Below are 18,374 nucleotides of genomic sequence, written 5' to 3'. Positions count from 1 at the left end.
CTTAAACCGGTACTTATAAGGAGGATTATAAATGTCAGAAGCAGCTAAATGGTACGTTATTCACACATATTCCGGCTATGAAAATAAAGTTGCGGAGAATATTGAAAGAGTTGTGGAAAACAGAAAGCTTCACGATCTTATCCTTGAAGTAAAGGTTCCTACAGAAAAGGTAACTGAAATTACCGACGGCAAAACTAAAGAGGTGGAAAGAAAAACCTATCCCGGATATGTTTTGCTGAAAATGGTTTATACCGATGATTCATGGTATGTTGTAAGAAATACCAGGGGCGTTACCGGCTTTGTCGGACCTGCGTCGGAACCTACTCCTCTTTCGGAAGAGGAAGTCAAAGCTCTGGGAGTTGAAATCAATTCCGTTCAGGTGAACTTTGAAGTTGGAGATCAGGTTCAGGTAAACGGAACTGCTATGGACGGATTTATCGGAATAGTCCAGAAAATTAATATTGAAGACGGAACAGTTGATGTTTTGGTATCAATGTTCGGTCGTGACACTCAGGCTACTCTGGCTCTTAATCAGGTCAGAAGGCTTGATGATTAAAATAAAAAAACTATGCAATTGCTTAAAGTGGGAGAGATAAAAATTTTTCATTATCTCGGTGTTACCACAATTATGGAGGTGCGAAAAGCATGGCACAGAAAGTAGTCGGCTATATAAAGCTTCAGATTCCAGCAGGTAAGGCAACACCTGCTCCGCCGGTTGGTCCTGCATTAGGTCAGCACGGTGTTAATATTATGGCATTCACAAAAGAATTTAACGAAAGAACAAAGAACGATATCGGTATGATCATTCCTGTAGTTATTACAGTTTATGCAGATCGTTCATTCTCATTCATTACAAAGACACCGCCGGCAGCCGTTCTTATCAAAAAGGCTTGCGGTATTGAAACAGCGTCCGGTGTTCCAAATAAGAACAAGGTTGCAAATATTACAAAAGAACAGGTTCAGAAAATTGCTGAACAGAAAATGCCTGATTTAAATGCTGGTTCCTTGGAAGCTGCTATGAGCATGATCGCAGGAACAGCTCGTTCAATGGGTATTGTTGTAGTTGATTAATACTTGACGGATGACGAAAAGTTGTTAAACTTTACCGTCTTCTAAAATGGTGGGAGGAAAATTCCGCTAACCGGATAAGCGTTCAAGCTATTTGGTATTACCACTTTAAATGGAGGATTTATAATGAAACACGGTAAGAAATATATGGACAGTGCTAAAGCTGTTGACAGCACAAAGCAGTATGATGCTGCTGAAGCTCTTGATTTGGTTTGCAAGAATGCAAAGGCTAAATTTGATGAAACAATTGAAGCGCATATCCGTCTTGGCGTTGACTCAAGACATGCTGACCAGCAGGTAAGAGGTGCAGTTGTTCTTCCTAATGGTACAGGTAAGAACGTAAGAGTATGCGTATTCTGTAAAGAAGATAAGTATGATGCTGCTAAGGAAGCCGGTGCTGAATTTGTAGGCGGTATGGATTTAGTAGACAAGATCATGAAAGAAAATTGGATGGATTTTGACGTAGTTGTTGCTTCTCCTGATATGATGGGTCTTGTTGGTCGTCTTGGTAAGGTGCTTGGTCCTAGAGGACTTATGCCTAACCCTAAGGCTGGTACTGTAACTCCTGATGTAGCTAAGGCTGTAACAGAAGCTAAGGCAGGTAAGATCGAATATCGTCTTGATAAGACAAATATCATTCACTGCCCAATCGGTAAGGCTTCATTCGGTGCTGCTAAGCTTGATGAAAACTTTTCTACACTTATGGAAGCTGTTGTTAAGGCTAAGCCGGCTGCTGCTAAGGGTACTTATATTAAGTCCTGTACAGTTACATCTACTATGGGCGTAGGTGTTCCGGTTTCAACTGCTAAGTTTGGTGCTTGATCTTATTATTGATATTTTAAAGCGGACAATTTTTTTGTCCGCTTTTTTATACCATTCTCAAAAAGACAAACGCAAGAGTAAATACCAAATCAAAGCTTATTACAATAACGGTATTTACCTTGCGAACAATAAAGATACATTCGTGTACGAGAATAAAACCGTACACGATATTTTTATTTTAGGCGTTTTGGTATTAAATATTCGGACACTGCCAAGACATCATACAAGATTACAGAGCTTACAAAATCCAAAACAACTGCATGAGATGCCATTTCTCAGGATTTGATATCAGCAGTATATTTATTTTAATATGGCTTGCATCGCTGAAAAATCCGACTGATAAATTGTTAGGGAGAATCAAACAATCAGGTACTGGAAGTTCAGGACAGTTCTACAGCTTATAAGGCTAAGCTGTTCGGTAAGGCAGGAGGAAGATAAAAATATTCGTCTTTATTTTCTTTACCATTGCACATTTTTTCTAAAAGTATGGTATAATAGTTCAAGTGAATAAACTATAGAACGGAGAAATATCATGGATAGGTGTTCAGAAGAACGAAAAACGCTTGCCAATGAATTTTTAGAATGCAGAAAAGTCATCATTGCATTGGGTGATGAAACAAGGCAGGGTATAATAATGACTTTACTGACCAGTGATAAAGTCGGACTTCGTGTAGGTGAGATAACCGAGAAAACACACTTGTCTCGTCCTGCGGTTTCACATCATATTCAAATCTTAAAGGATGCTGGAATCATAGCTATGCGGCGTAAGGGAACAAAGAACTTTTATTATATGAGTTCAGATGAAATTGAATGGTCAAAATTAAAAAGATTGGTAAATCATATTGACGAAATAATTCATCATGCGGCTGATGAAAACTATCCTGATAACCATTTAGGAATTGGTGAAGAATGAAAACTATGCTTATGACATTAAGGAGGAAATATGCTATTTGAATTTTTAATTTGCTTTATTGCCGGAATAGGTGCAGGATTGGGAACAGGATTTGCGGGAATGAGTGCTGCGGCAGTAATAAGTCCTATGCTTATAACTTTTCTTGATGTTCCTGCTTATCAGGCGGTAGGAATTGCATTGGCAAGTGATGTTCTTGCAAGCGGAGTATCAGCTTATACCTATCATAAGAATAAAAATCTGGATATTAAAAACGGTCTTGTAATGATGTTTACAGTGCTGATTTTCACTTTTGTCGGAAGCATGCTGGCAAGTTTGCTGCCGTCGGCAACTATGGGAACATTTTCAATGGTAATGACTTTGCTGCTAGGCATAAAGTTTATTGTGAAGCCGGTTATGACAACCAAAGAAAAAATGCAGGAAGTATCAGCCAAAAAGAGAATTGCACAATCTATTATATGCGGAATTATAATAGGACTTATTTGCGGCTTTGTAGGTGCAGGAGGAGGAATGATGATGCTTCTCATTCTTACAACTGTATTGGGTTATGAGCTGAAAACCGCAGTCGGCACAAGTGTGTTTATTATGGCGTTTACTGCACTTACGGGGGCTGTATCTCATTTTGTAATAGGCGGAATACCTGATATTTCAATTCTTGTTTTTTGTGTTCTGTCTACGTTACTATGGGCAAGAATCGCAGCTAAATTTGCTAATAAAGCAGAGCCTAAAACTTTAAATCGTGCTACAGGAGCAGTTTTGACTATACTTGGAATTATAATGATTATAGTTAATAAAATATAAATACAATAAGGAGTAATTAACATGGACATTAATGAAGCAATCAGAAATCGTCACTCGGTCAGAAGCTATTTGGATAAACCCATACCGAATGACACTATTAATGAAATTAAATCGGAAATTTCGGAATGCAATAAAGAAAGCGGATTGCATATTCAGCTTGTTACAGAAGAACCGGAAGCATTCAGCGGTTTCATGGCTCATTACGGGAAATTCAGCGGTGTAAAAAATTATATTGCACTGATTGGAAAAAAATCTCCAGATCTTGATGAAAAGCTTGGTTACTATGGGGAACGAATTGCAATAAAGGCACAGCAGCTTGGACTTAACACTTGTTGGGTTGCTATGACATTCAGCAAGAGAAAAAGCAAATGCGTTGTTGATAAGGGAGAAAAGCTTGTGTGTGTACTGTCTCTGGGATACGGCCAAACGCAGGGAACCGCACATAAGAGCAAATCGATTGAACAGCTTTGCGATGTAAAAGGTGAGATGCCCGAATGGTTTAAAAAAGGAATTGAGTGTGCAATGCTTGCTCCTACCGCCATGAATCAGCAGAAGTTTTTGTTTTCGCTAAACGATAATAAGCTTTCGGCAAAGTCAACAGGCGGCTTTTATTCAAAGGTTGATCTCGGTATTGTTATGTATCATTTTGAAGTTGGATCGGGAAGAAAAATATTCAATGCTTAATATCAATTATATCTATTAAATTAAAATAGAATATTTATATAAGAACTGACTGTTGAAAAACGGTCAGTTTTTTGTAGGAGAGAAAAGCTATGAGCATAACAGTTGGGCAATTCAGGCTCACGAAAACGGTTGGAGATATGTATGTGGTACATATGGAAACGGTATTAAAATTATCCGTGATATTGCAGGAAAGTATAACGGTCACTGCGATTTTTATGAAGAAGAAAATATGTTTTGCTGCCTTGTTGTTTTAATTCCCAATGAAAAATAAATATGTATAATGCAAAAATTCGAGCCATTCGCAATGAACAGCTCGATTTTTCATTTACCTGAAAAACTTTTTTTTATTATGTTCAGTAAGAAACAAACATGGTTTTGGGCATTAGCAGGCAGAGAATATAGGAAATTTGCAATTTCCCCATATGTAAAATTGTCGGTGCAATTATCAGCTAAACGATGATACTCTATTTTACTGCCGCATATACCAAGAATATAATCAACAGGAACTTCAAAATATTTTGAAAGTTTAATAATAACATCAAGCGGTGGAGAGTTTATGCCTTGTTCATAGTGAGCAACAGTACTTTTACTTACAATCTGCTTTCATATTGATGATAAAAAGCAGAGCCAATTGTTTCTTGCAATCGACTCCGAATTCTGTATTTTTTTCTTCTGCAAATTTTTTCCTCCCATAAAAAAGAGCCGCCGAAGCGACTCAATTCAATAATAATATACCGATATTAAGATACGAAGCAAATACTATCCACAGTAAATAAGGAATATTCAGGTAAGCGGCTGCCGGACGAATTCTGCGGAAAATAATAATCATTGCAATAATCAACGCCAGCAAAGTCAGAATCACCGCAACGGAAAGTCCGAACATTCTGAATCTGAAAAACACAATGCTCCACATAAAATTCACAAAGAGCTGCGTTCCATAAATAACAAGAGCCTTACATCTTTCTTTGGCATCCGAGGTATAAATCATAAATGCAGATATCCCCATTAATGCGTACAAAATTGCCCACATCACGGGAAACAACCAGCCCGGAGGCGATAGCGGCGGTTTTATCAGTTCCTTATACAATGAAAATGAATTTCCTGCCAGAAGTCCGGATAAGGCGCCGACCAATTCTGTTGCTACAATAAAAATCAGCAGTTCAGTTATTTTTTGTTTTTTCATGATTTGCCTCGTTTCTTTTCATTTATGGTATATTTTATGCAGTATTTTTCAGTTTATGATTTACTGTACTTTATCTTCCACCCGCCTTTCCAAATAATTTTTCCTTATTGTCGCAATGGTATTTTCAACGCCGATTTTATGTAAGTTCCTGATACTCATGTTCTGCGTCAAGTATTATCGACACCATTGAAATTATACTGATGAAGCTGTATGTGCGATTTGACATCGACGATCTGACCGATTTTGACAAGCTGAAACTTTCCGAATTCACGCAGATTCGTCAGCAGAAGCTTCATAAGATAGCTTTTGCCCTGACCGCCGTTCTTATCATTCTTTTGATGAATTCCTCCATAAATATATTTAAGCGTTTTTTTAAATTCACCTCCAGAAATACAAAAAAGCCGCTTTGTTTAATATCACTTAAAATATTAAACAAAACGGCTTTTAAAACTTTGTATACTAATCTACATATGAAAAAAGGCATATTTGAGATTATTTTTCTCAAATATGCCTCTGAATTCTGAAATATTAAAAAATCGCGGGTTCGAATCCTTCTTATTGGGTTCATTCATCCATGGTTTTTAAGCTTGATTTTTCACCGTCAGAGTAGCAAAAAAACCCGTAGCTACGGACTTTGCGGACTATTCATCTTTTTTATAGTCACAATATGTCTTGTGACTATGAAATAGATGAATAGGAAAAGTAGTAGTTTATTTCTTTAAATACACTAATTGATCATTACAATTGTCTGTCACTGTATCTAAGTATAAGACATACTTAGATAATATAGTTCAGATTGAATAACTCGTATCATCTATAAATATTATCAAAAGTATTTATATTTTTATCTTCTATAACATCCATTAAAAAATTATTAAGTAAAAATAATGCTGTGTTTTCCTCTTTTAAATCTAAATCATTTATCGCATAAGCGCCTTCGTTACGAGACAAATAATTTTTGCCATATTTATTTATAATTATTTTATATTGTGTAGGTGAAAGTAACCACTTTTTTTTCTTAAGCAGCTTTTCTACAAATTCAATTTTTTGATTTTCTGAAGAGATATCTATACATATATCAGCGTATTCATCTATCAATTTACAAAAGGTATCATATAACTTAATGTTTATTTTTACATCAAGCTTAAAATAGTCATCGTCAACTTTGAATACATAATTTCGCTTAAATGGATGTGTACTATAACTATAATATGAATGTGCTGTTGCTGTCAAAAAAATTTCATTAATATTATTTTTATAATTAAATAAAGGGGTAGTTTGAAAAAAACTTGAACTCATATTAGTTAATCTACAGTTCCAATTTTCAATATGCATATTATTGGCTAAATTATAATTAAGCTTATTTTCAATCAAAAAATCTATAATAAAATCATTATTAGACTGCTTATTAATAAAATTATAAAATGAAACTATATCACCCATAAAATATTTTTCGTTGTTTTGCTGATAAGCGTAAACACTTGGCGAATTTTGACAAAACATTTTTGGGATAGTCGAATCATTTAACTCTTCTATAAATAAATCCTTAATAAATATTATTTTGTTCGATAAATCAGTTTGAACTTCATAAAATTTATTGATGAAAATTGATTTGCCATCCTGAAAGTAAAATTTGTTATGTGCTGAAAAAACTGGATACACAAAATCCGGAATAATATTATATAAATTTATAAACCCAACTAACTTATAACAGGAAACTATATTATTCATATTAGATTCTCCTTTGTTATATAGTCATATGCCTTTTGAAATACTGCTTCATTTAATAAAACTGGGCAAAGTGGATAATGTGTTTTGTATACAATTACTTCAACATGCGGATTTTTCTTTTTAAAATCCTGGAAATATTTATTATTAATATGATTATTAGGAATAATTATCGCCTTAATTATTTTATTTAATTTTATGTCTTTTTTGCATATGATTTCTACCGTTTTTGCACGATCATCAAAATTAAAATTCCCTCTAGATTTGAGCAAATTTATTAGTGATTCAATTGAACATTCACAAGCTAAACTATCATTAAAACAACAAATTCCAGATAAGTAATTTTCATTGTTACCATAAAAATTTTTAATAAAAATTTTTATGGCATTTATATTATTATTCAAAGAAAAATTTTCCACTAATTTTTCTTTACTTATAAAATCATCAGGGAAAATATTATCATACCTTTTTGATATGTATGCACCAGAATCAAAAGGTATAATTAATTCTATTGGAAGCTTTTTTGTATCCACGATAAAACAAACAGGTGATAATAAATTATCACTGCGACTTTGAGTTTCGTTTTGTGCAACTTTATATACTGGTTTCCCATAAAAAAAATATACTAATTTTTTCTTAAATTTATCACATAATTGAACTTTTATCTTATTTTGTTTGTAAATTTCTTCAGCATTAAAGCATGAAGTTGAATGCATTGATGGCAAAAGACATGGTAAAACGGCGTTATTGTCATGTTTTAAATTCTTTTGTAATGTACTTATCATTAATATTATCTCCTAAAAATTAATATATTATATCTTAAATTGAACCACAATGCTTGATAAAATACAATTATCAATCGTTAGCGTATATAATCTGATATAATTATACAATAAAGCCAATAAATTTACAATAGTTTCCAGTTAATTTTTGTCAAGTATATTTAACTTTCTACTAATTAATATAAAATTTATTAAGTATTTTGTGCATATTTTCATATTGAAGTTCGGCAATACTTGTCCCAGCGAAAAGCTTTGTAAATTGATCTCTATTATTAATAATATTTACTTCTGTCGAAAGATATACTTCTTTGTATTATTTTAGCATAAAATACCGGATAAAAAACAAAGATGTCAAAAATAACGCTCTAAATGACAAAATCGGTATATAATAAGAATTTTTTACGGCTTATTTAACCATAAAAAATGAGAGACAGTTTGTTTATTACTGTCTCCCATTCTGTAATAGCTATCAAAAACATCTGTTAAAAGGCATTCTGAATATTGTGGAAGCGTTGATCTGCGGAGGGATACTCATAGTCATTATCCCGTTGTAAACAATTCCAACCCTGTCGTTAACACGAAATTTACATACGCATGGTTTGTGTACAATAACCTCCTGAGACGTGGCATTGTCACGGACCAGCAAGCTGTTCTCGTTCACTTTCAGAACAGCAGCACACATTATCATAATTATCACCCAATATATCTTATGTCTCTAATAGCATCATGGTGAATTATTATTCTTATCATATTCCTCCAACAATTTCAAATACTCCTTTTCCTCACTCTCAATTACATCCATTGCAAACTGCTCCGCATCCTGCACAGAATTGTTCAAAATTTCAAGCCCAACTGCTGCTGTGAATGCATCCAACGGAATTTTCTCCGAACTGTCGGAAAAAATTTCAATCTGAAAACCGCCACAAAGAGCGATACTGCCGTCTTTTTTCTCCCTCTGAATATTTTCCAGAGGAGTAAATTTCACATAAAATCCGTGATATAACATACTTTCGTGTCCTTTCAAATCATATTGACCTATCCTGATTCGTATGATATAATGTCAATAAATCATATCGAATCCAATCTGCATTTCCTCATTCATTTCAAGGTTTTCCGACTGAATCGCCTCCGCCAGAGCCGTTTCCAGATAGCTTGTATTCAGACCATTTTCTCTGTATCCTTGCTCTATTATGTCGTAATACTGTGCCGTCGGAGATTCCAGCGGTCTGTCGCCGTTCATGATGTAAACCATCGCTTCAACAGACTCGCCATTCAGTTCGAGGGTAATGCTTTCCTTGCGGTAATACTTCGGCCAGCCCTCATATTTATCTAAAAATCGTTCATCCTGCGAATCCAGTTCCCACAGTAAAACTGGAACTTCTGCATCAGCATTCTGTTCAACGGTTGCATGATGCCGGAACTGCAGTTCATATCCTTTCAGCATCGCTGTTCCGGCAACTGTGGAATTCGGACAGCGGTATGCCATCTGCTCCAGATTGATGTTGCTGCCGTATGCAGCGTATAAAATCTTTTTACTCATAAAAACTCCTTTACATCGACATGGAAAATCCCATGTTTTCTTCTTCCTCGTATTCCTCTTCAAAATCGCTTGTAACGGCTTCTTCCGGTTCATCGGGTATGTTTTCGCATTGCTCCGAAACCTCGCTTAAATGCTGCTCACGGGTGGCGATACGCTCCTGTTTCAGCCGTTCCCGCTGCGCGATTGCATCTTCCGGATGCCGCCACGAAATGCAGCCGTCCAGATGTGAAATCAGATGCTTGCGGCAGTTTTTGAATTCGTCGCCGTTCAGCCCCAAATTGATCAGCCAGACTCTTGCGCTGTAGCGAAGATTATCGCTTTCCGAAATGTGTGGAGAACAAAATTTTTTCGTCAGCGCAGCATTAGAAATTGCAAGCGCCAGCGTCACGTAAGATCGGATAACTCCGGCGTGCAAAGAACTGTTGCAGGCTCTCATTTCCCAATGGCCGTTTGCGAAAAAACTATGTAAATTGCAAGCTCTATAGCGAGTTGATGAATAGTGATGATGAACCTCGTTCATATCGTCTCTGTACCACAATTTCTGGATTTCTTCAATGGTTTTGGGCTTTCGCCTGTTTAGCCTTTCAAGAAAATCTCTGTCTACCTTCTGGCAGTAGGTTTCACGCATGGGCGAAACCTGAAGCATATCAAACAGGAAATTTTCCTTGCTTGCAAAAATGTTCACCAAATTCCGCAGATTTTGGGCCGTGTAAGGCGCTCCATCAATGTGAATATGGATTCCGCAATTGTAATCCGCTCCGGTTACACCACCAGCTTTTCTCACTGCACGGACAACCTCCTGAAGTAGCGGTATATCGGAATATTCCAGCACCGGAGTGACGATTTCCACCGCATAATTTCTCGACGCAGAATTACCGCTTTTGTCCATGCATCTGATGCTGGAATCGTAAACCACAGACCACTTTCTTCCTTTATCATCGCTGATGTAATATTTGTCGTAACTACCGCCGAAGTGCTCCGGAGTTTTGCCTAAAACCTTTCCAATTGCCCTTGCAGCAGCAGCTCTGGCCAGACCTGTACACTCGATTTCCACGCCGAATTTTTGTGTTTTTATTCCTTCAAAATTTCCTGACAAATTATCATCTCCCACAAAAAACGACCTGCAAGCAGGCCGTTTTCCTCGATATTTCGTTATTCTTCCATTTCAGCTTTCACTCCAATGCCGCCCTTGAAAATAATCAGCAGCTCAGTTTTACTGAGAATTTTTATGCACTCGATCAGCTTGCGGATTATGATGTTATCAAACACATCAAGTTCAAATTTTTCATGCTCCAGTGCCTCCATTGCAGAGTCAATTTTGCTCTGCGTATCAGCTGAAATCTCTGCATTTTTTCGGAGTTCCGAAAGCTTTTCATTGACCGATTGTTCCTCTGCATGAATTTTCGCAAATTCTGCATCAAGCGTATCCTCGTCACATCCGCCCTCTGAAATCAGCAATATCAGGTCGTTTCGGGCTTTATCTAAATCCTTCAGCCTCTGCTCAAGATTCAGAATTTCCTGCTGATTTTTGCATTCCAGAACCGAGCCGATATTTGCTTTCAGGATTTTTGCGATCTCATTCCGACAGCCAAGATATTCATTTACCGCCTGCAAAATCGCCTTATGAAGCTTGTCCTCATGAATGGTGGGAGAATCTGTACAGTACCTTTTGCCGTGGTCAAGACGGCTTATGCACCGCCAGACGGCATAACGATTACCGTTTGATTTCCACATCTGCCGCCTGTAAGGAGTACCGCAATGTCCGCAGATAAGGAGTTCAGACAGTGCATATTTACCGGAGTATTTGCCTTGCTCGGTAGTTGTTTTATCAGAAATCTTTCGTTTACTGGAACGCCTTGCAAGCTCCTGCTGAACACGATTAAACGTGTCCCTGTCGATGATCGGCGCATGATGATTTGTCACCAGATACATGGGGCGTTCGCCATTGTTTTTCACAACTTTTTTGGTGATGCAGTCAGATGTGAAGGTCTTTTGCAGGAGAGCGTCGCCTACATATTTTTCGTTTTTCAAAATGCTCTGAATCAGCGACTGATTCCAGATTTTCCTGCCCGTTGCAGTCGGCAGATCTTTGATTTCAAGAGCATTTTTAATGCTTGTGAGACTATATCCGTCGAGGAATAACTCAAATATAAGCCTCACTGTTTCCGCTTCATCTGGTACGATTTCCGGCTTTCCGTCAGCGCCCTTTTGGTAGCCCAGCAGCTTGGAATACTGGAACGCAACCTTGCCCTCTGCGTAGGCTTTCTGCTTACCCCAGCTGACGTTTTTGGAAATCGATTCACTCTCCGCCTGAGCAAATGAGCCGTGCATTGCAATCATAAATTCCGAGGTCATGGTCAGAGTGTTGATGTTCTCTTTCTCGAAAATCACGCCTATTCCTAAGTCTTTGAGCTGTCTGACATATTCCAGGCAATCCACGGTATTTCTGGCAAAACGTGAGATTGATTTTGTGATGACAAGATCGATTTTCTGCTTCTTACACAGCCGGATCATTTTCAGAAATTCAGGTCTTTTCTTCGCTTGGGTGCCGGAAATCCCTTCGTCGGCAAATATGCCAGCGAGAGTCCATTCCTTTTTCCGGTTGATTAAATCGGTGTAATATGCGATCTGAACTTGATAGGAATTCTGCTGCTCCTCCTGTTCTGTCGATACACGGCAGTATGCCGCCACTCTGAGCTGATGGTATTTATCCCTGTTTTCCGCAGTCTGCGGCTTCGCAGGAATTATCCTGACATTGGGCGCTGTGGTCATTTTCATCTATCCTCTCTGTAATATTTTTAATGGTGACGCCGTTGATGAATTCGATTTCAACGGTACAAAAATGGCTTACCAGAATCCGTGAAACACAGGATTTCAGCAAGCCGATGTCAATCGTATTCAATTGTTCGCAGCTTTCCAGAATATCCTTTAACTGCGTTGTTTTCTGAGGTTTGTCGCTGTAGGTGCAGCAGTCATATTTCAGTTCCGCAAGCCTGAAAATTTCTTCTTTCGCAATTTCAAAATCAACATTGGGAGTATCCATCAAGCGGCTGATTTCGTTCTGCTGACGGGTTACTTCAATACTCGGCGTATAACCGCTGATTTCTGAATTTATGTCAATCAAATCGTGGTTTGCAATCACCGTATTAAGCGTATTTAAAATTGCGCCGATAAGCATCTGATCGGTAATTCTGTGGCTGAATCGTGAGCATTCCGGATTGCGGCAGTCCCATTTTTCAGAGCGAGTATTGCCTCCGATTCTGGAAATTCGATGACCGCATTCTGTGCAATATGTAAGACTGCGAATTACTTTAAGTTCCTCTGAAATCTCGGCGACTGTAGTCGATTTAATTTTCTTCCGCATATTCGCTCTGCGGAACGTATCTTCATCGACTATTGCAGGATAGCCGTTTCTGCCGAGATACTTCTCATTTTCAAGAATCCGCTTTACCATGTTTTTATTCCATGCGGAGCTAACGCCGTTGTATGACACGCCTTGGCTGCTCATCAGATTTGCAATTGCAAGCAGGGAACTGCCGTTTAAGTAAGCTTTAAATATCTCCTGAACTGCTTTGCTTTCGGTTGGCTCTGTCTGAATTTCTCCGTTTTGCATCATATAGCCAAATGGGATTATTCTGTTTTTCATATATTTTACACCAGCCTTTCTGTAAATTTCAGACCGCCGTATAAATAAAATTCCAGCGTAATTTGGTCTTTCACAATGATTTTCTCAACCAGACTTTCAAATAGAACTTCGTCAAATTCGGTCATCAAATTGATTCCGTTTTCAATTATTGAAGCGATATCCTTGATTTGCTCTATCATATCGTCCTCATCGTCGGAGCGCACAATTTTACGCTGTTCACGGCTGAGTTTGTTAATCTTGGAATTGATTTCCGCAGTTTGCTCAAGGTACTTTGCCTCGTCCAGAAATCCTTTTGTTTTCAGTCGGGCAAGGACGTGAGTCTGCTCCTTGAGTTTGGCGATTTCCTTTGCAATCTCCATGTACTGCTGATTGCCGCTGAATTTGCGGTTTTTCAGCTCCTGGAGCTGTGAAAGCAGGGAAGGGAAGATACTTTTAAAATTGCATTTCAGTTTATTATATAGGCAGATAAAAGCTTGATATATCGCTATTTCAGGGATTCGTTTCTGATTACAGATACTGGCATGTTTATCATGATTATTGCATGTCCAGTAAACAATTCCACGACATAATTTTCTGCGAAAATGTAATCCGCATGTTCCGCATTTTAACTTTTGTGACAGTGGATATGAGCCAATCGACATTTTAGAGGTACGCCGACTGTTCAATAAGTTCTGTACTGCATAAAATTTATTTTTCGAAATAATTGACTTGTGTGTATTTTCAATATAATATTTATCAGCCGCATTTTTATTTTCCTGATGTTTTGCACCAATTTCATCAGGGGTATAATATTTTTGCAGCATCGAATCGCCTATATATTTTTCATTTGTTAATAAGTATCTCATGCTTGATAATGACCATTTTTTAATGTGTGCATACACTTCGTTAAAATATTCAGTTGTACTTTGTATGCCATGTCCATTTAGAAAATAGTCGAATATTTCAGATACTATTTTTGCTTCACTTTCATTTATATACAGCTTACCGTCAATTAAATTGTATCCGAATGGCGCACAGGAAGTTATGTATTGACCTGATTTCATTCTTTTTTGATAGCTCCATTTTAAATTTTTTGAAATCGAAGTCGATTCCTCCTGAGCCAGACCTCCCATAACAGTTATCATCATTTCGTCGGACATGTTTGCCGTATCTATGTTTTCCTTTTCAAAAAGCACCGTAATTCCGAGAAATTTCAGTTCCCGTAATACGGTCAGGCATTCCTTTGTGTTTCGGGCAAAACGGGATATTGACTTCGATATTATACGGTCGATTTTGCCTCTGCGGCAGTCTTTGAGCATACGCCGGAAATCCTCACGCTTGTCCATTCGTGTTCCGGTCACGCCCTCATCTGCATAGACGGAAACCAGTGTTTTGTTTTACTGTCGGCAAGGAAATTTTCGTAATACCGCATCTGTGCCATGAACGAATTCAGCTGGTCGGCGGAGTCGGAACTGACTCTGCAATATGCCGCTACTCGGATTTTCTGCTCTTGTCCTGCTGCAATTGTCGGCTGAATTACAGTCACATTTGGATTCATATCAGCGCCTCCAATCTATTTTTTCACTACATACAATACCACTTTCTTGAGAAAATTGGTATCACCAAACTCAACGAAATTACGCCGCCAGAGCTGTGCAGAACCGACTAAAGCAGTCCTCTTTGTTTAGTGCATTCAGCTGTTTCAATTGTTCTTCTGTCAGGATTCCTTCGGCAAGCAGTTTCTCTGAAATCTGCTGAAGAACCCCATAGGCATATTCGGCTTGTCCATACTTATTCATCGACCTCTCTCCTTTACGCATTTGTACCTGGAACACAAAATTTTTCCGGATCTTGTATCTGCCCAGACGCATTTTCGGCAATCACTGCCGTAATGTTCCTTTTTACTTGATTTTATATTTAAAATCAGATTTCTGATTTCATTCCAGCTTAATTTTTCTTTCAACTTATCACGCTCCATTTTTTATATATAACGCAAATGCAGTAAAGTTTGTTCCCGCACTTGCGTTATATCCGCACTGCATAAATTTGTTCTGTAAAAACAGCAAAAGCAGTGCGGTATAACTTTACGTTTTGCCTTCGTCCGATTTCTCAGACGATTCCGTGATATTTGTTCAAAACAACCGTCACGGCGGAGCGTCGGGAACGATGAACAGCGTATTCATCTCATGGAAATCTCATCCCTCCGAGGTTCTCCCGGAGCCGCCCTCATTGCTTGTTTCTATGACTGGACGGAAGTATCATTGTCCTCCTGCGTTTCATTGCCCCTGAAAAGCTGTTTCAGTCTTGAAGCTGCATATTTCTCGCTCTCTCTTTCGAGGTCATGGCGTATGGCTTCTGTGGCTGACGATTTTTTGACCGTCCGCAGGATTAACGTTTTCCCGATGCTGTATATTCAATTTTCAAGTTTCCTGAAAGGGATTACTTTTCCTTTCGCTTGTATACGGTAAGAAAACAGCGTTTTGACAACCATATTTTTATTCCTTTTCTAAAAGTTTGTTAAGCTTGCATAAAATTTTCCTTTTCTTTTTGTGCACATTTTGCTGAGATGTACATAAAATTTCTGCGCATTCACGCTCCGTTTTATTTTCAAAATACAGCATTTCTATCAGTTCACGCTCTGATTCGGGCAAAAAAATAAGGCAGTCATAAAGCTTTTCAACAAGCATTTTATGAGCTGCCTTTTTCTCGACATCATCATATTCAGTTATGAATTCTCTGAAATTTTCAAATGCACCATCCTTACCGCCAATTAACGCTGAAAACTGTATTTCATGGTTATAGAACGAACTATTATTATTTTCAATAGCCCATTTTGTTCTGTTATATTGAATTCGAACTTCTTCGCTTACCTCAACTTCTGCACATTTGCCCGAAATCGTGTCATAAACACAAACTGTGTTTTTCTTCATATCCTCACCTCCGTTTAATCTGAAATCAAAGGTCGGCTATGGATATTTGGCTGTTATGCACAGCCATTTGTATTTAAAGATCATTTTATTATCCTTTATTCGTGTTCAGAAAAGAGGACATAAAAAAGCCCGCATACTATGTACGCAGGCTAAAATCATTTTAATCAGAATATACAAAACAAGAATGTAAAATACTTCGCTTTGTAATTTCTGCAAAACGATTATATTTATATCCTCATTTTTTCTGATTACTTATTAAATTTTGTATAGGTATAAAAAATCTCCGTTCCACTTATTGCAGAACGGAGAAAATAAATAGAAAAACAGTTTAAAAATGTTTCTGTTTTATTCAAGCACAGAATATTTGCTATTTTGTCAAGAAGCCCAGTGCTTGGGTAAGTGCGAATTCCTTTCTCAAGCTGAGATAGATATGCGTTTAAGATTCCAATCACCTTAGCGAGTTCCTGACTTTCCATAGATAACTTATGCCTTTGCTCGGATATGAACTGACCGAAATTAGGTTTTTCGTTCATGTTTTTCCTTAATGGACAAAAATTGATTTGAAAGCTTGTTTTACTCAGTTTTATTATATTAAATCAGATTATGTTATTGCAGAATATAATCATAACTTAAGTACTATTTTATTCTATATAGTCCAAAAGTCAAAAAAATCTTTTGTATTAGAATATGCTTCCTTTTCATCTATTCTAATGACCTCCCAATTAGACTTATTCTTTTTTATCTTAAGCTTTACAGGTATGTTTTTACTGGAAGTCATTATATTTCCGGTTTTATCTAATACTACTACAGAATATTTTATCCATAAATAACCAGATTTAAAGTCATGAATTGTATATACTCTTTTAACTTCTAAGTTAATTGTATAATTACTATTGTTATATTCATGCAGCTCGTTAAAATGTGATTTTATATTATTATTAAACTTATCATCATCTACAAAAATAATATTATAGTCATCAATATCTTGATTATTATAATATTTACTTAAACTTGCAGGCACATAACAATCTGTAGAATAAAATGCATCATATATTTCTTGAATTACAGAATTTGTATTTATTTGCATCAAGATAAAGCCAACCAATATAGTGGTTAAAGCAATTATGATTATTTTTGTTTTATATTTCTTGAAAGTAAATTTAACTTGCATCATTTTTCATCCTAATTATACAAACATAATCTTCGTCTGGAATTGATAACTCCTTATTAGTTCTGATTTTTGAATGAGCAGAATATTTAATTTTATTGCTATTAGGATCCTTAGTATCATATAAAACATCTGTAATCATGGTTGAATGATATATACCATCTTCATTTCCAAAAAACATCAAATCTCCTTTTTGAATATTATAGAACCTTAAGAAAGGTTTTATAGTATTATATTCATCACCATTCATTTTTAATACACTTCCATTAATGTAGCCATTATTTTTATCAGAAAAGTATTCATATTGCTTGCATGCCACTGTCCAGGTATTTGTAAAATTATAATCTTTTGGCCTATGAGTTACTCCACTTTTATTACTAAAAAATATATTTGGTTGAATAGGTTGAAGCATATATGAAGGATAATCAATTTTTAAGCTTTGATTATATTCCGATTCATAATACCAATCTTCATTCATAGAAATATCACCAGCATGTAATGCTTGAGAAGTAAAATTAGCACAATCAGACCCTGCTCTCTTACCATAAAGCATAAAATATTCGATATACCCTTTAACAGCGCTTAAATTTAAATCAGAACCTAAATCAATATATTCAGGATTTGGGTCATCTGAATAATCTAATGCATATTGTGCAGCAGCTTCTCGATTATAAAAACCAGACGGATCTACATTAATAATAGGATTATTACAGCAATAAGTATATCTATTCAAAGAAAGCGGATCTTCATTTTTACCGGCAAAACTATCCCTTGAAATAAATCTACCCGTAGATGGGTTATAATATCTCGCTCTCAGATAAATGGTTGCAGTTTCCTTGTCATAGTATTCACCACAGTAACGGAAAGCATTCGTATCTGAATTTACAATATCTTTCTCAACACCGAAAGCGTCATACTTGTAACTCTTAACAACAGCACCCGTTGAATCAGTAAGATTTACAACATCACCATGAGCGTTCTGTGTATAATAGGTGTACTCTGACTTGTTTCCGTTGCAGTAATTATACTTCGCAACAAGATTTGTTCCGCGAATGTAGCAGTCAGCCTCATAGAACTGGTTATCAATTACGTCTGCAACAATCTGCTTGCTGCCGTCCCAGACATGGTTAATA

The 18,374-nt window shown here is 36.8% G+C and carries 25 protein-coding genes; 7 read left to right on the top strand and 18 right to left on the bottom strand.

Translation table 11 applies throughout. The features are described from left to right. Window positions 1-31: 31 nt before the first annotated feature. From nusG to OCV67_RS03135, 7 genes are all read left to right on the top strand, one after another. The gene (gene nusG / locus OCV67_RS03165; RefSeq protein WP_147642414.1) at window positions 32-556 is read left to right on the top strand and encodes a transcription termination/antitermination protein NusG; all 525 of its coding nucleotides are present in this window, start codon (window positions 32-34) and stop codon (window positions 554-556) included. Between the two features lie 89 nt (window positions 557-645). Further along, window positions 646-1,071 (top strand): 50S ribosomal protein L11, encoded by a 426-nt coding sequence (gene rplK, locus OCV67_RS03160; protein ID WP_147642413.1) that lies wholly within the window; start codon window positions 646-648, stop codon window positions 1,069-1,071. 123 nt (window positions 1,072-1,194) lie between these two features. Further along, the gene (gene rplA / locus OCV67_RS03155) at window positions 1,195-1,890 is read left to right on the top strand and encodes a 50S ribosomal protein L1 (RefSeq protein ID WP_147642412.1); all 696 of its coding nucleotides are present in this window, start codon (window positions 1,195-1,197) and stop codon (window positions 1,888-1,890) included. A gap of 532 nt (window positions 1,891-2,422) precedes the next feature. Next, window positions 2,423-2,803, top strand: coding sequence for an ArsR/SmtB family transcription factor (locus tag OCV67_RS03150; RefSeq protein WP_147642411.1), 381 nt, complete (start codon window positions 2,423-2,425; stop codon window positions 2,801-2,803). Window positions 2,804-2,833: 30 nt separating this feature from the next. Continuing rightward, window positions 2,834-3,601, top strand: coding sequence for a sulfite exporter TauE/SafE family protein (locus OCV67_RS03145; protein WP_147642410.1), 768 nt, complete (start codon window positions 2,834-2,836; stop codon window positions 3,599-3,601). Between the two features lie 21 nt (window positions 3,602-3,622). Further along, window positions 3,623-4,285 carry a nitroreductase family protein gene (locus tag OCV67_RS03140; RefSeq protein ID WP_147642409.1) on the top strand — a complete coding sequence of 221 codons (663 nt, stop codon included), beginning with the start codon at window positions 3,623-3,625 and terminating at the stop codon, window positions 4,283-4,285. A 52-nt stretch (window positions 4,286-4,337) separates the two neighbouring features. Then, a complete protein-coding gene (locus OCV67_RS03135; protein WP_262644233.1) occupies window positions 4,338-4,556 on the top strand; it encodes a hypothetical protein in 219 nt (72 codons plus the stop codon). 50 nt (window positions 4,557-4,606) lie between these two features. On the opposite strand, the gene OCV67_RS13695 is transcribed toward OCV67_RS03135, so the two are convergent. The 18 genes from OCV67_RS13695 to OCV67_RS03050 all read right to left on the bottom strand — a co-directional run. Beyond that, window positions 4,607-4,882, bottom strand: coding sequence for a helix-turn-helix domain-containing protein (locus OCV67_RS13695; protein WP_147642608.1), 276 nt, complete (start codon window positions 4,880-4,882; stop codon window positions 4,607-4,609). A gap of 118 nt (window positions 4,883-5,000) precedes the next feature. Further along, window positions 5,001-5,468, bottom strand: a complete 468-nt coding sequence (locus tag OCV67_RS03130) for a TspO/MBR family protein (RefSeq protein WP_147642407.1) — start codon at window positions 5,466-5,468, stop codon at window positions 5,001-5,003. 167 nt (window positions 5,469-5,635) lie between these two features. Then, window positions 5,636-5,764, bottom strand: coding sequence for a hypothetical protein (locus OCV67_RS03125; protein WP_262644231.1), 129 nt, complete (start codon window positions 5,762-5,764; stop codon window positions 5,636-5,638). Window positions 5,765-6,278: 514 nt separating this feature from the next. Continuing rightward, window positions 6,279-7,199 (bottom strand): hypothetical protein, encoded by a 921-nt coding sequence (locus tag OCV67_RS03120; protein WP_147642406.1) that lies wholly within the window; start codon window positions 7,197-7,199, stop codon window positions 6,279-6,281. Continuing rightward, entirely contained in the window at window positions 7,196-7,981 is a 786-nt protein-coding gene (locus tag OCV67_RS03115; protein ID WP_147642405.1) for a hypothetical protein, read from the bottom strand. Before OCV67_RS03115 ends, OCV67_RS03120 begins: the two co-directional genes overlap by 4 nt. 466 nt (window positions 7,982-8,447) lie before the next feature. Next, the gene (locus OCV67_RS03110) at window positions 8,448-8,666 is read right to left on the bottom strand and encodes a hypothetical protein (RefSeq protein ID WP_147642404.1); all 219 of its coding nucleotides are present in this window, start codon (window positions 8,664-8,666) and stop codon (window positions 8,448-8,450) included. Window positions 8,667-8,702: 36 nt separating this feature from the next. Further along, window positions 8,703-8,984 (bottom strand): hypothetical protein, encoded by a 282-nt coding sequence (locus OCV67_RS03105; protein WP_147642403.1) that lies wholly within the window; start codon window positions 8,982-8,984, stop codon window positions 8,703-8,705. Between the two features lie 54 nt (window positions 8,985-9,038). Next, window positions 9,039-9,518: a gamma-glutamylcyclotransferase family protein gene (locus tag OCV67_RS03100; RefSeq protein ID WP_147642402.1), complete on the bottom strand. Its 480-nt coding sequence runs from the start codon at window positions 9,516-9,518 to the stop codon at window positions 9,039-9,041. Between the two features lie 10 nt (window positions 9,519-9,528). Next, window positions 9,529-10,614: an amidoligase family protein gene (locus OCV67_RS03095; protein WP_178084976.1), complete on the bottom strand. Its 1,086-nt coding sequence runs from the start codon at window positions 10,612-10,614 to the stop codon at window positions 9,529-9,531. A gap of 56 nt (window positions 10,615-10,670) precedes the next feature. Next, window positions 10,671-12,296: a recombinase family protein gene (locus OCV67_RS03090; RefSeq protein ID WP_147642400.1), complete on the bottom strand. Its 1,626-nt coding sequence runs from the start codon at window positions 12,294-12,296 to the stop codon at window positions 10,671-10,673. Further along, window positions 12,226-13,164: a recombinase family protein gene (locus tag OCV67_RS03085; protein ID WP_147642399.1), complete on the bottom strand. Its 939-nt coding sequence runs from the start codon at window positions 13,162-13,164 to the stop codon at window positions 12,226-12,228. The genes OCV67_RS03090 and OCV67_RS03085 overlap by 71 nt, the downstream gene beginning before the upstream one ends. Before the next feature lie 5 nt (window positions 13,165-13,169). Next, complete coding sequence (locus tag OCV67_RS03080) at window positions 13,170-14,504, bottom strand: recombinase family protein (RefSeq protein ID WP_147642398.1); 1,335 nt, start codon at window positions 14,502-14,504, stop codon at window positions 13,170-13,172. Further along, entirely contained in the window at window positions 14,501-14,701 is a 201-nt protein-coding gene (locus OCV67_RS03075) for a hypothetical protein (protein ID WP_147642397.1), read from the bottom strand. The genes OCV67_RS03080 and OCV67_RS03075 overlap by 4 nt, the downstream gene beginning before the upstream one ends. Window positions 14,702-14,780: 79 nt before the next feature. Continuing rightward, complete coding sequence (locus OCV67_RS03070; RefSeq protein WP_178084975.1) at window positions 14,781-14,942, bottom strand: SHOCT domain-containing protein; 162 nt, start codon at window positions 14,940-14,942, stop codon at window positions 14,781-14,783. 696 nt (window positions 14,943-15,638) lie between these two features. After that, complete coding sequence (locus tag OCV67_RS03065; protein ID WP_147642396.1) at window positions 15,639-16,073, bottom strand: RNA polymerase sigma factor; 435 nt, start codon at window positions 16,071-16,073, stop codon at window positions 15,639-15,641. A gap of 248 nt (window positions 16,074-16,321) precedes the next feature. Next, window positions 16,322-16,549, bottom strand: coding sequence for a helix-turn-helix domain-containing protein (locus OCV67_RS03060; RefSeq protein ID WP_178084974.1), 228 nt, complete (start codon window positions 16,547-16,549; stop codon window positions 16,322-16,324). 170 nt (window positions 16,550-16,719) lie between these two features. Further along, window positions 16,720-17,247 carry a hypothetical protein gene (locus OCV67_RS03055; RefSeq protein ID WP_147642394.1) on the bottom strand — a complete coding sequence of 176 codons (528 nt, stop codon included), beginning with the start codon at window positions 17,245-17,247 and terminating at the stop codon, window positions 16,720-16,722. After that, window positions 17,234-18,374, bottom strand: a 1,141-nt coding sequence (locus OCV67_RS03050; protein ID WP_178084973.1) for an RHS repeat-associated core domain-containing protein, incomplete at its 5' end; no start/stop codon positions are given. The genes OCV67_RS03055 and OCV67_RS03050, both read right to left, overlap by 14 nt.

It is taken from the genome of Porcipelethomonas ammoniilytica, from assembly GCF_025567485.1.
Taxonomy (GTDB): Bacteria; Bacillota; Clostridia; order Oscillospirales; family Ruminococcaceae; genus Porcipelethomonas; species Porcipelethomonas ammoniilytica.
This window is presented reverse-complemented; position numbering and strand designations above follow the sequence as displayed.

What these genes read in the sequence shown, in the direction of transcription:
- OCV67_RS03055 (WP_147642394.1), bottom strand. Translation starts at nt 17,247, where the DNA reads ATGATGCAAGTTAAATTTACTTTCAAGAAATATAAAACAAAAATAATC.
- OCV67_RS03110 (WP_147642404.1), bottom strand. Translation starts at nt 8,666, where the DNA reads ATGATAATGTGTGCTGCTGTTCTGAAAGTGAACGAGAACAGCTTGCTG.
- OCV67_RS03125 (WP_262644231.1), bottom strand. Translation starts at nt 5,764, where the DNA reads ATGAAGCTTCTGCTGACGAATCTGCGTGAATTCGGAAAGTTTCAGCTT.
- OCV67_RS03140 (WP_147642409.1), top strand. Translation starts at nt 3,623, where the DNA reads ATGGACATTAATGAAGCAATCAGAAATCGTCACTCGGTCAGAAGCTAT.
- OCV67_RS03070 (WP_178084975.1), bottom strand. Translation starts at nt 14,942, where the DNA reads ATGAATAAGTATGGACAAGCCGAATATGCCTATGGGGTTCTTCAGCAG.
- OCV67_RS03075 (WP_147642397.1), bottom strand. Translation starts at nt 14,701, where the DNA reads ATGAATCCAAATGTGACTGTAATTCAGCCGACAATTGCAGCAGGACAA.
- OCV67_RS03130 (WP_147642407.1), bottom strand. Translation starts at nt 5,468, where the DNA reads ATGAAAAAACAAAAAATAACTGAACTGCTGATTTTTATTGTAGCAACA.
- OCV67_RS03085 (WP_147642399.1), bottom strand. Translation starts at nt 13,164, where the DNA reads ATGAAAAACAGAATAATCCCATTTGGCTATATGATGCAAAACGGAGAA.
- rplA (WP_147642412.1), top strand. Translation starts at nt 1,195, where the DNA reads ATGAAACACGGTAAGAAATATATGGACAGTGCTAAAGCTGTTGACAGC.
- OCV67_RS03115 (WP_147642405.1), bottom strand. Translation starts at nt 7,981, where the DNA reads ATGATAAGTACATTACAAAAGAATTTAAAACATGACAATAACGCCGTT.
- OCV67_RS03105 (WP_147642403.1), bottom strand. Translation starts at nt 8,984, where the DNA reads ATGTTATATCACGGATTTTATGTGAAATTTACTCCTCTGGAAAATATT.
- OCV67_RS03120 (WP_147642406.1), bottom strand. Translation starts at nt 7,199, where the DNA reads ATGAATAATATAGTTTCCTGTTATAAGTTAGTTGGGTTTATAAATTTA.
- OCV67_RS03145 (WP_147642410.1), top strand. Translation starts at nt 2,834, where the DNA reads ATGCTATTTGAATTTTTAATTTGCTTTATTGCCGGAATAGGTGCAGGA.
- OCV67_RS03060 (WP_178084974.1), bottom strand. Translation starts at nt 16,549, where the DNA reads ATGGAAAGTCAGGAACTCGCTAAGGTGATTGGAATCTTAAACGCATAT.
- OCV67_RS03100 (WP_147642402.1), bottom strand. Translation starts at nt 9,518, where the DNA reads ATGAGTAAAAAGATTTTATACGCTGCATACGGCAGCAACATCAATCTG.
- OCV67_RS03090 (WP_147642400.1), bottom strand. Translation starts at nt 12,296, where the DNA reads ATGAAAATGACCACAGCGCCCAATGTCAGGATAATTCCTGCGAAGCCG.
- rplK (WP_147642413.1), top strand. Translation starts at nt 646, where the DNA reads ATGGCACAGAAAGTAGTCGGCTATATAAAGCTTCAGATTCCAGCAGGT.
- OCV67_RS03065 (WP_147642396.1), bottom strand. Translation starts at nt 16,073, where the DNA reads ATGAAGAAAAACACAGTTTGTGTTTATGACACGATTTCGGGCAAATGT.
- OCV67_RS03150 (WP_147642411.1), top strand. Translation starts at nt 2,423, where the DNA reads ATGGATAGGTGTTCAGAAGAACGAAAAACGCTTGCCAATGAATTTTTA.
- nusG (WP_147642414.1), top strand. Translation starts at nt 32, where the DNA reads ATGTCAGAAGCAGCTAAATGGTACGTTATTCACACATATTCCGGCTAT.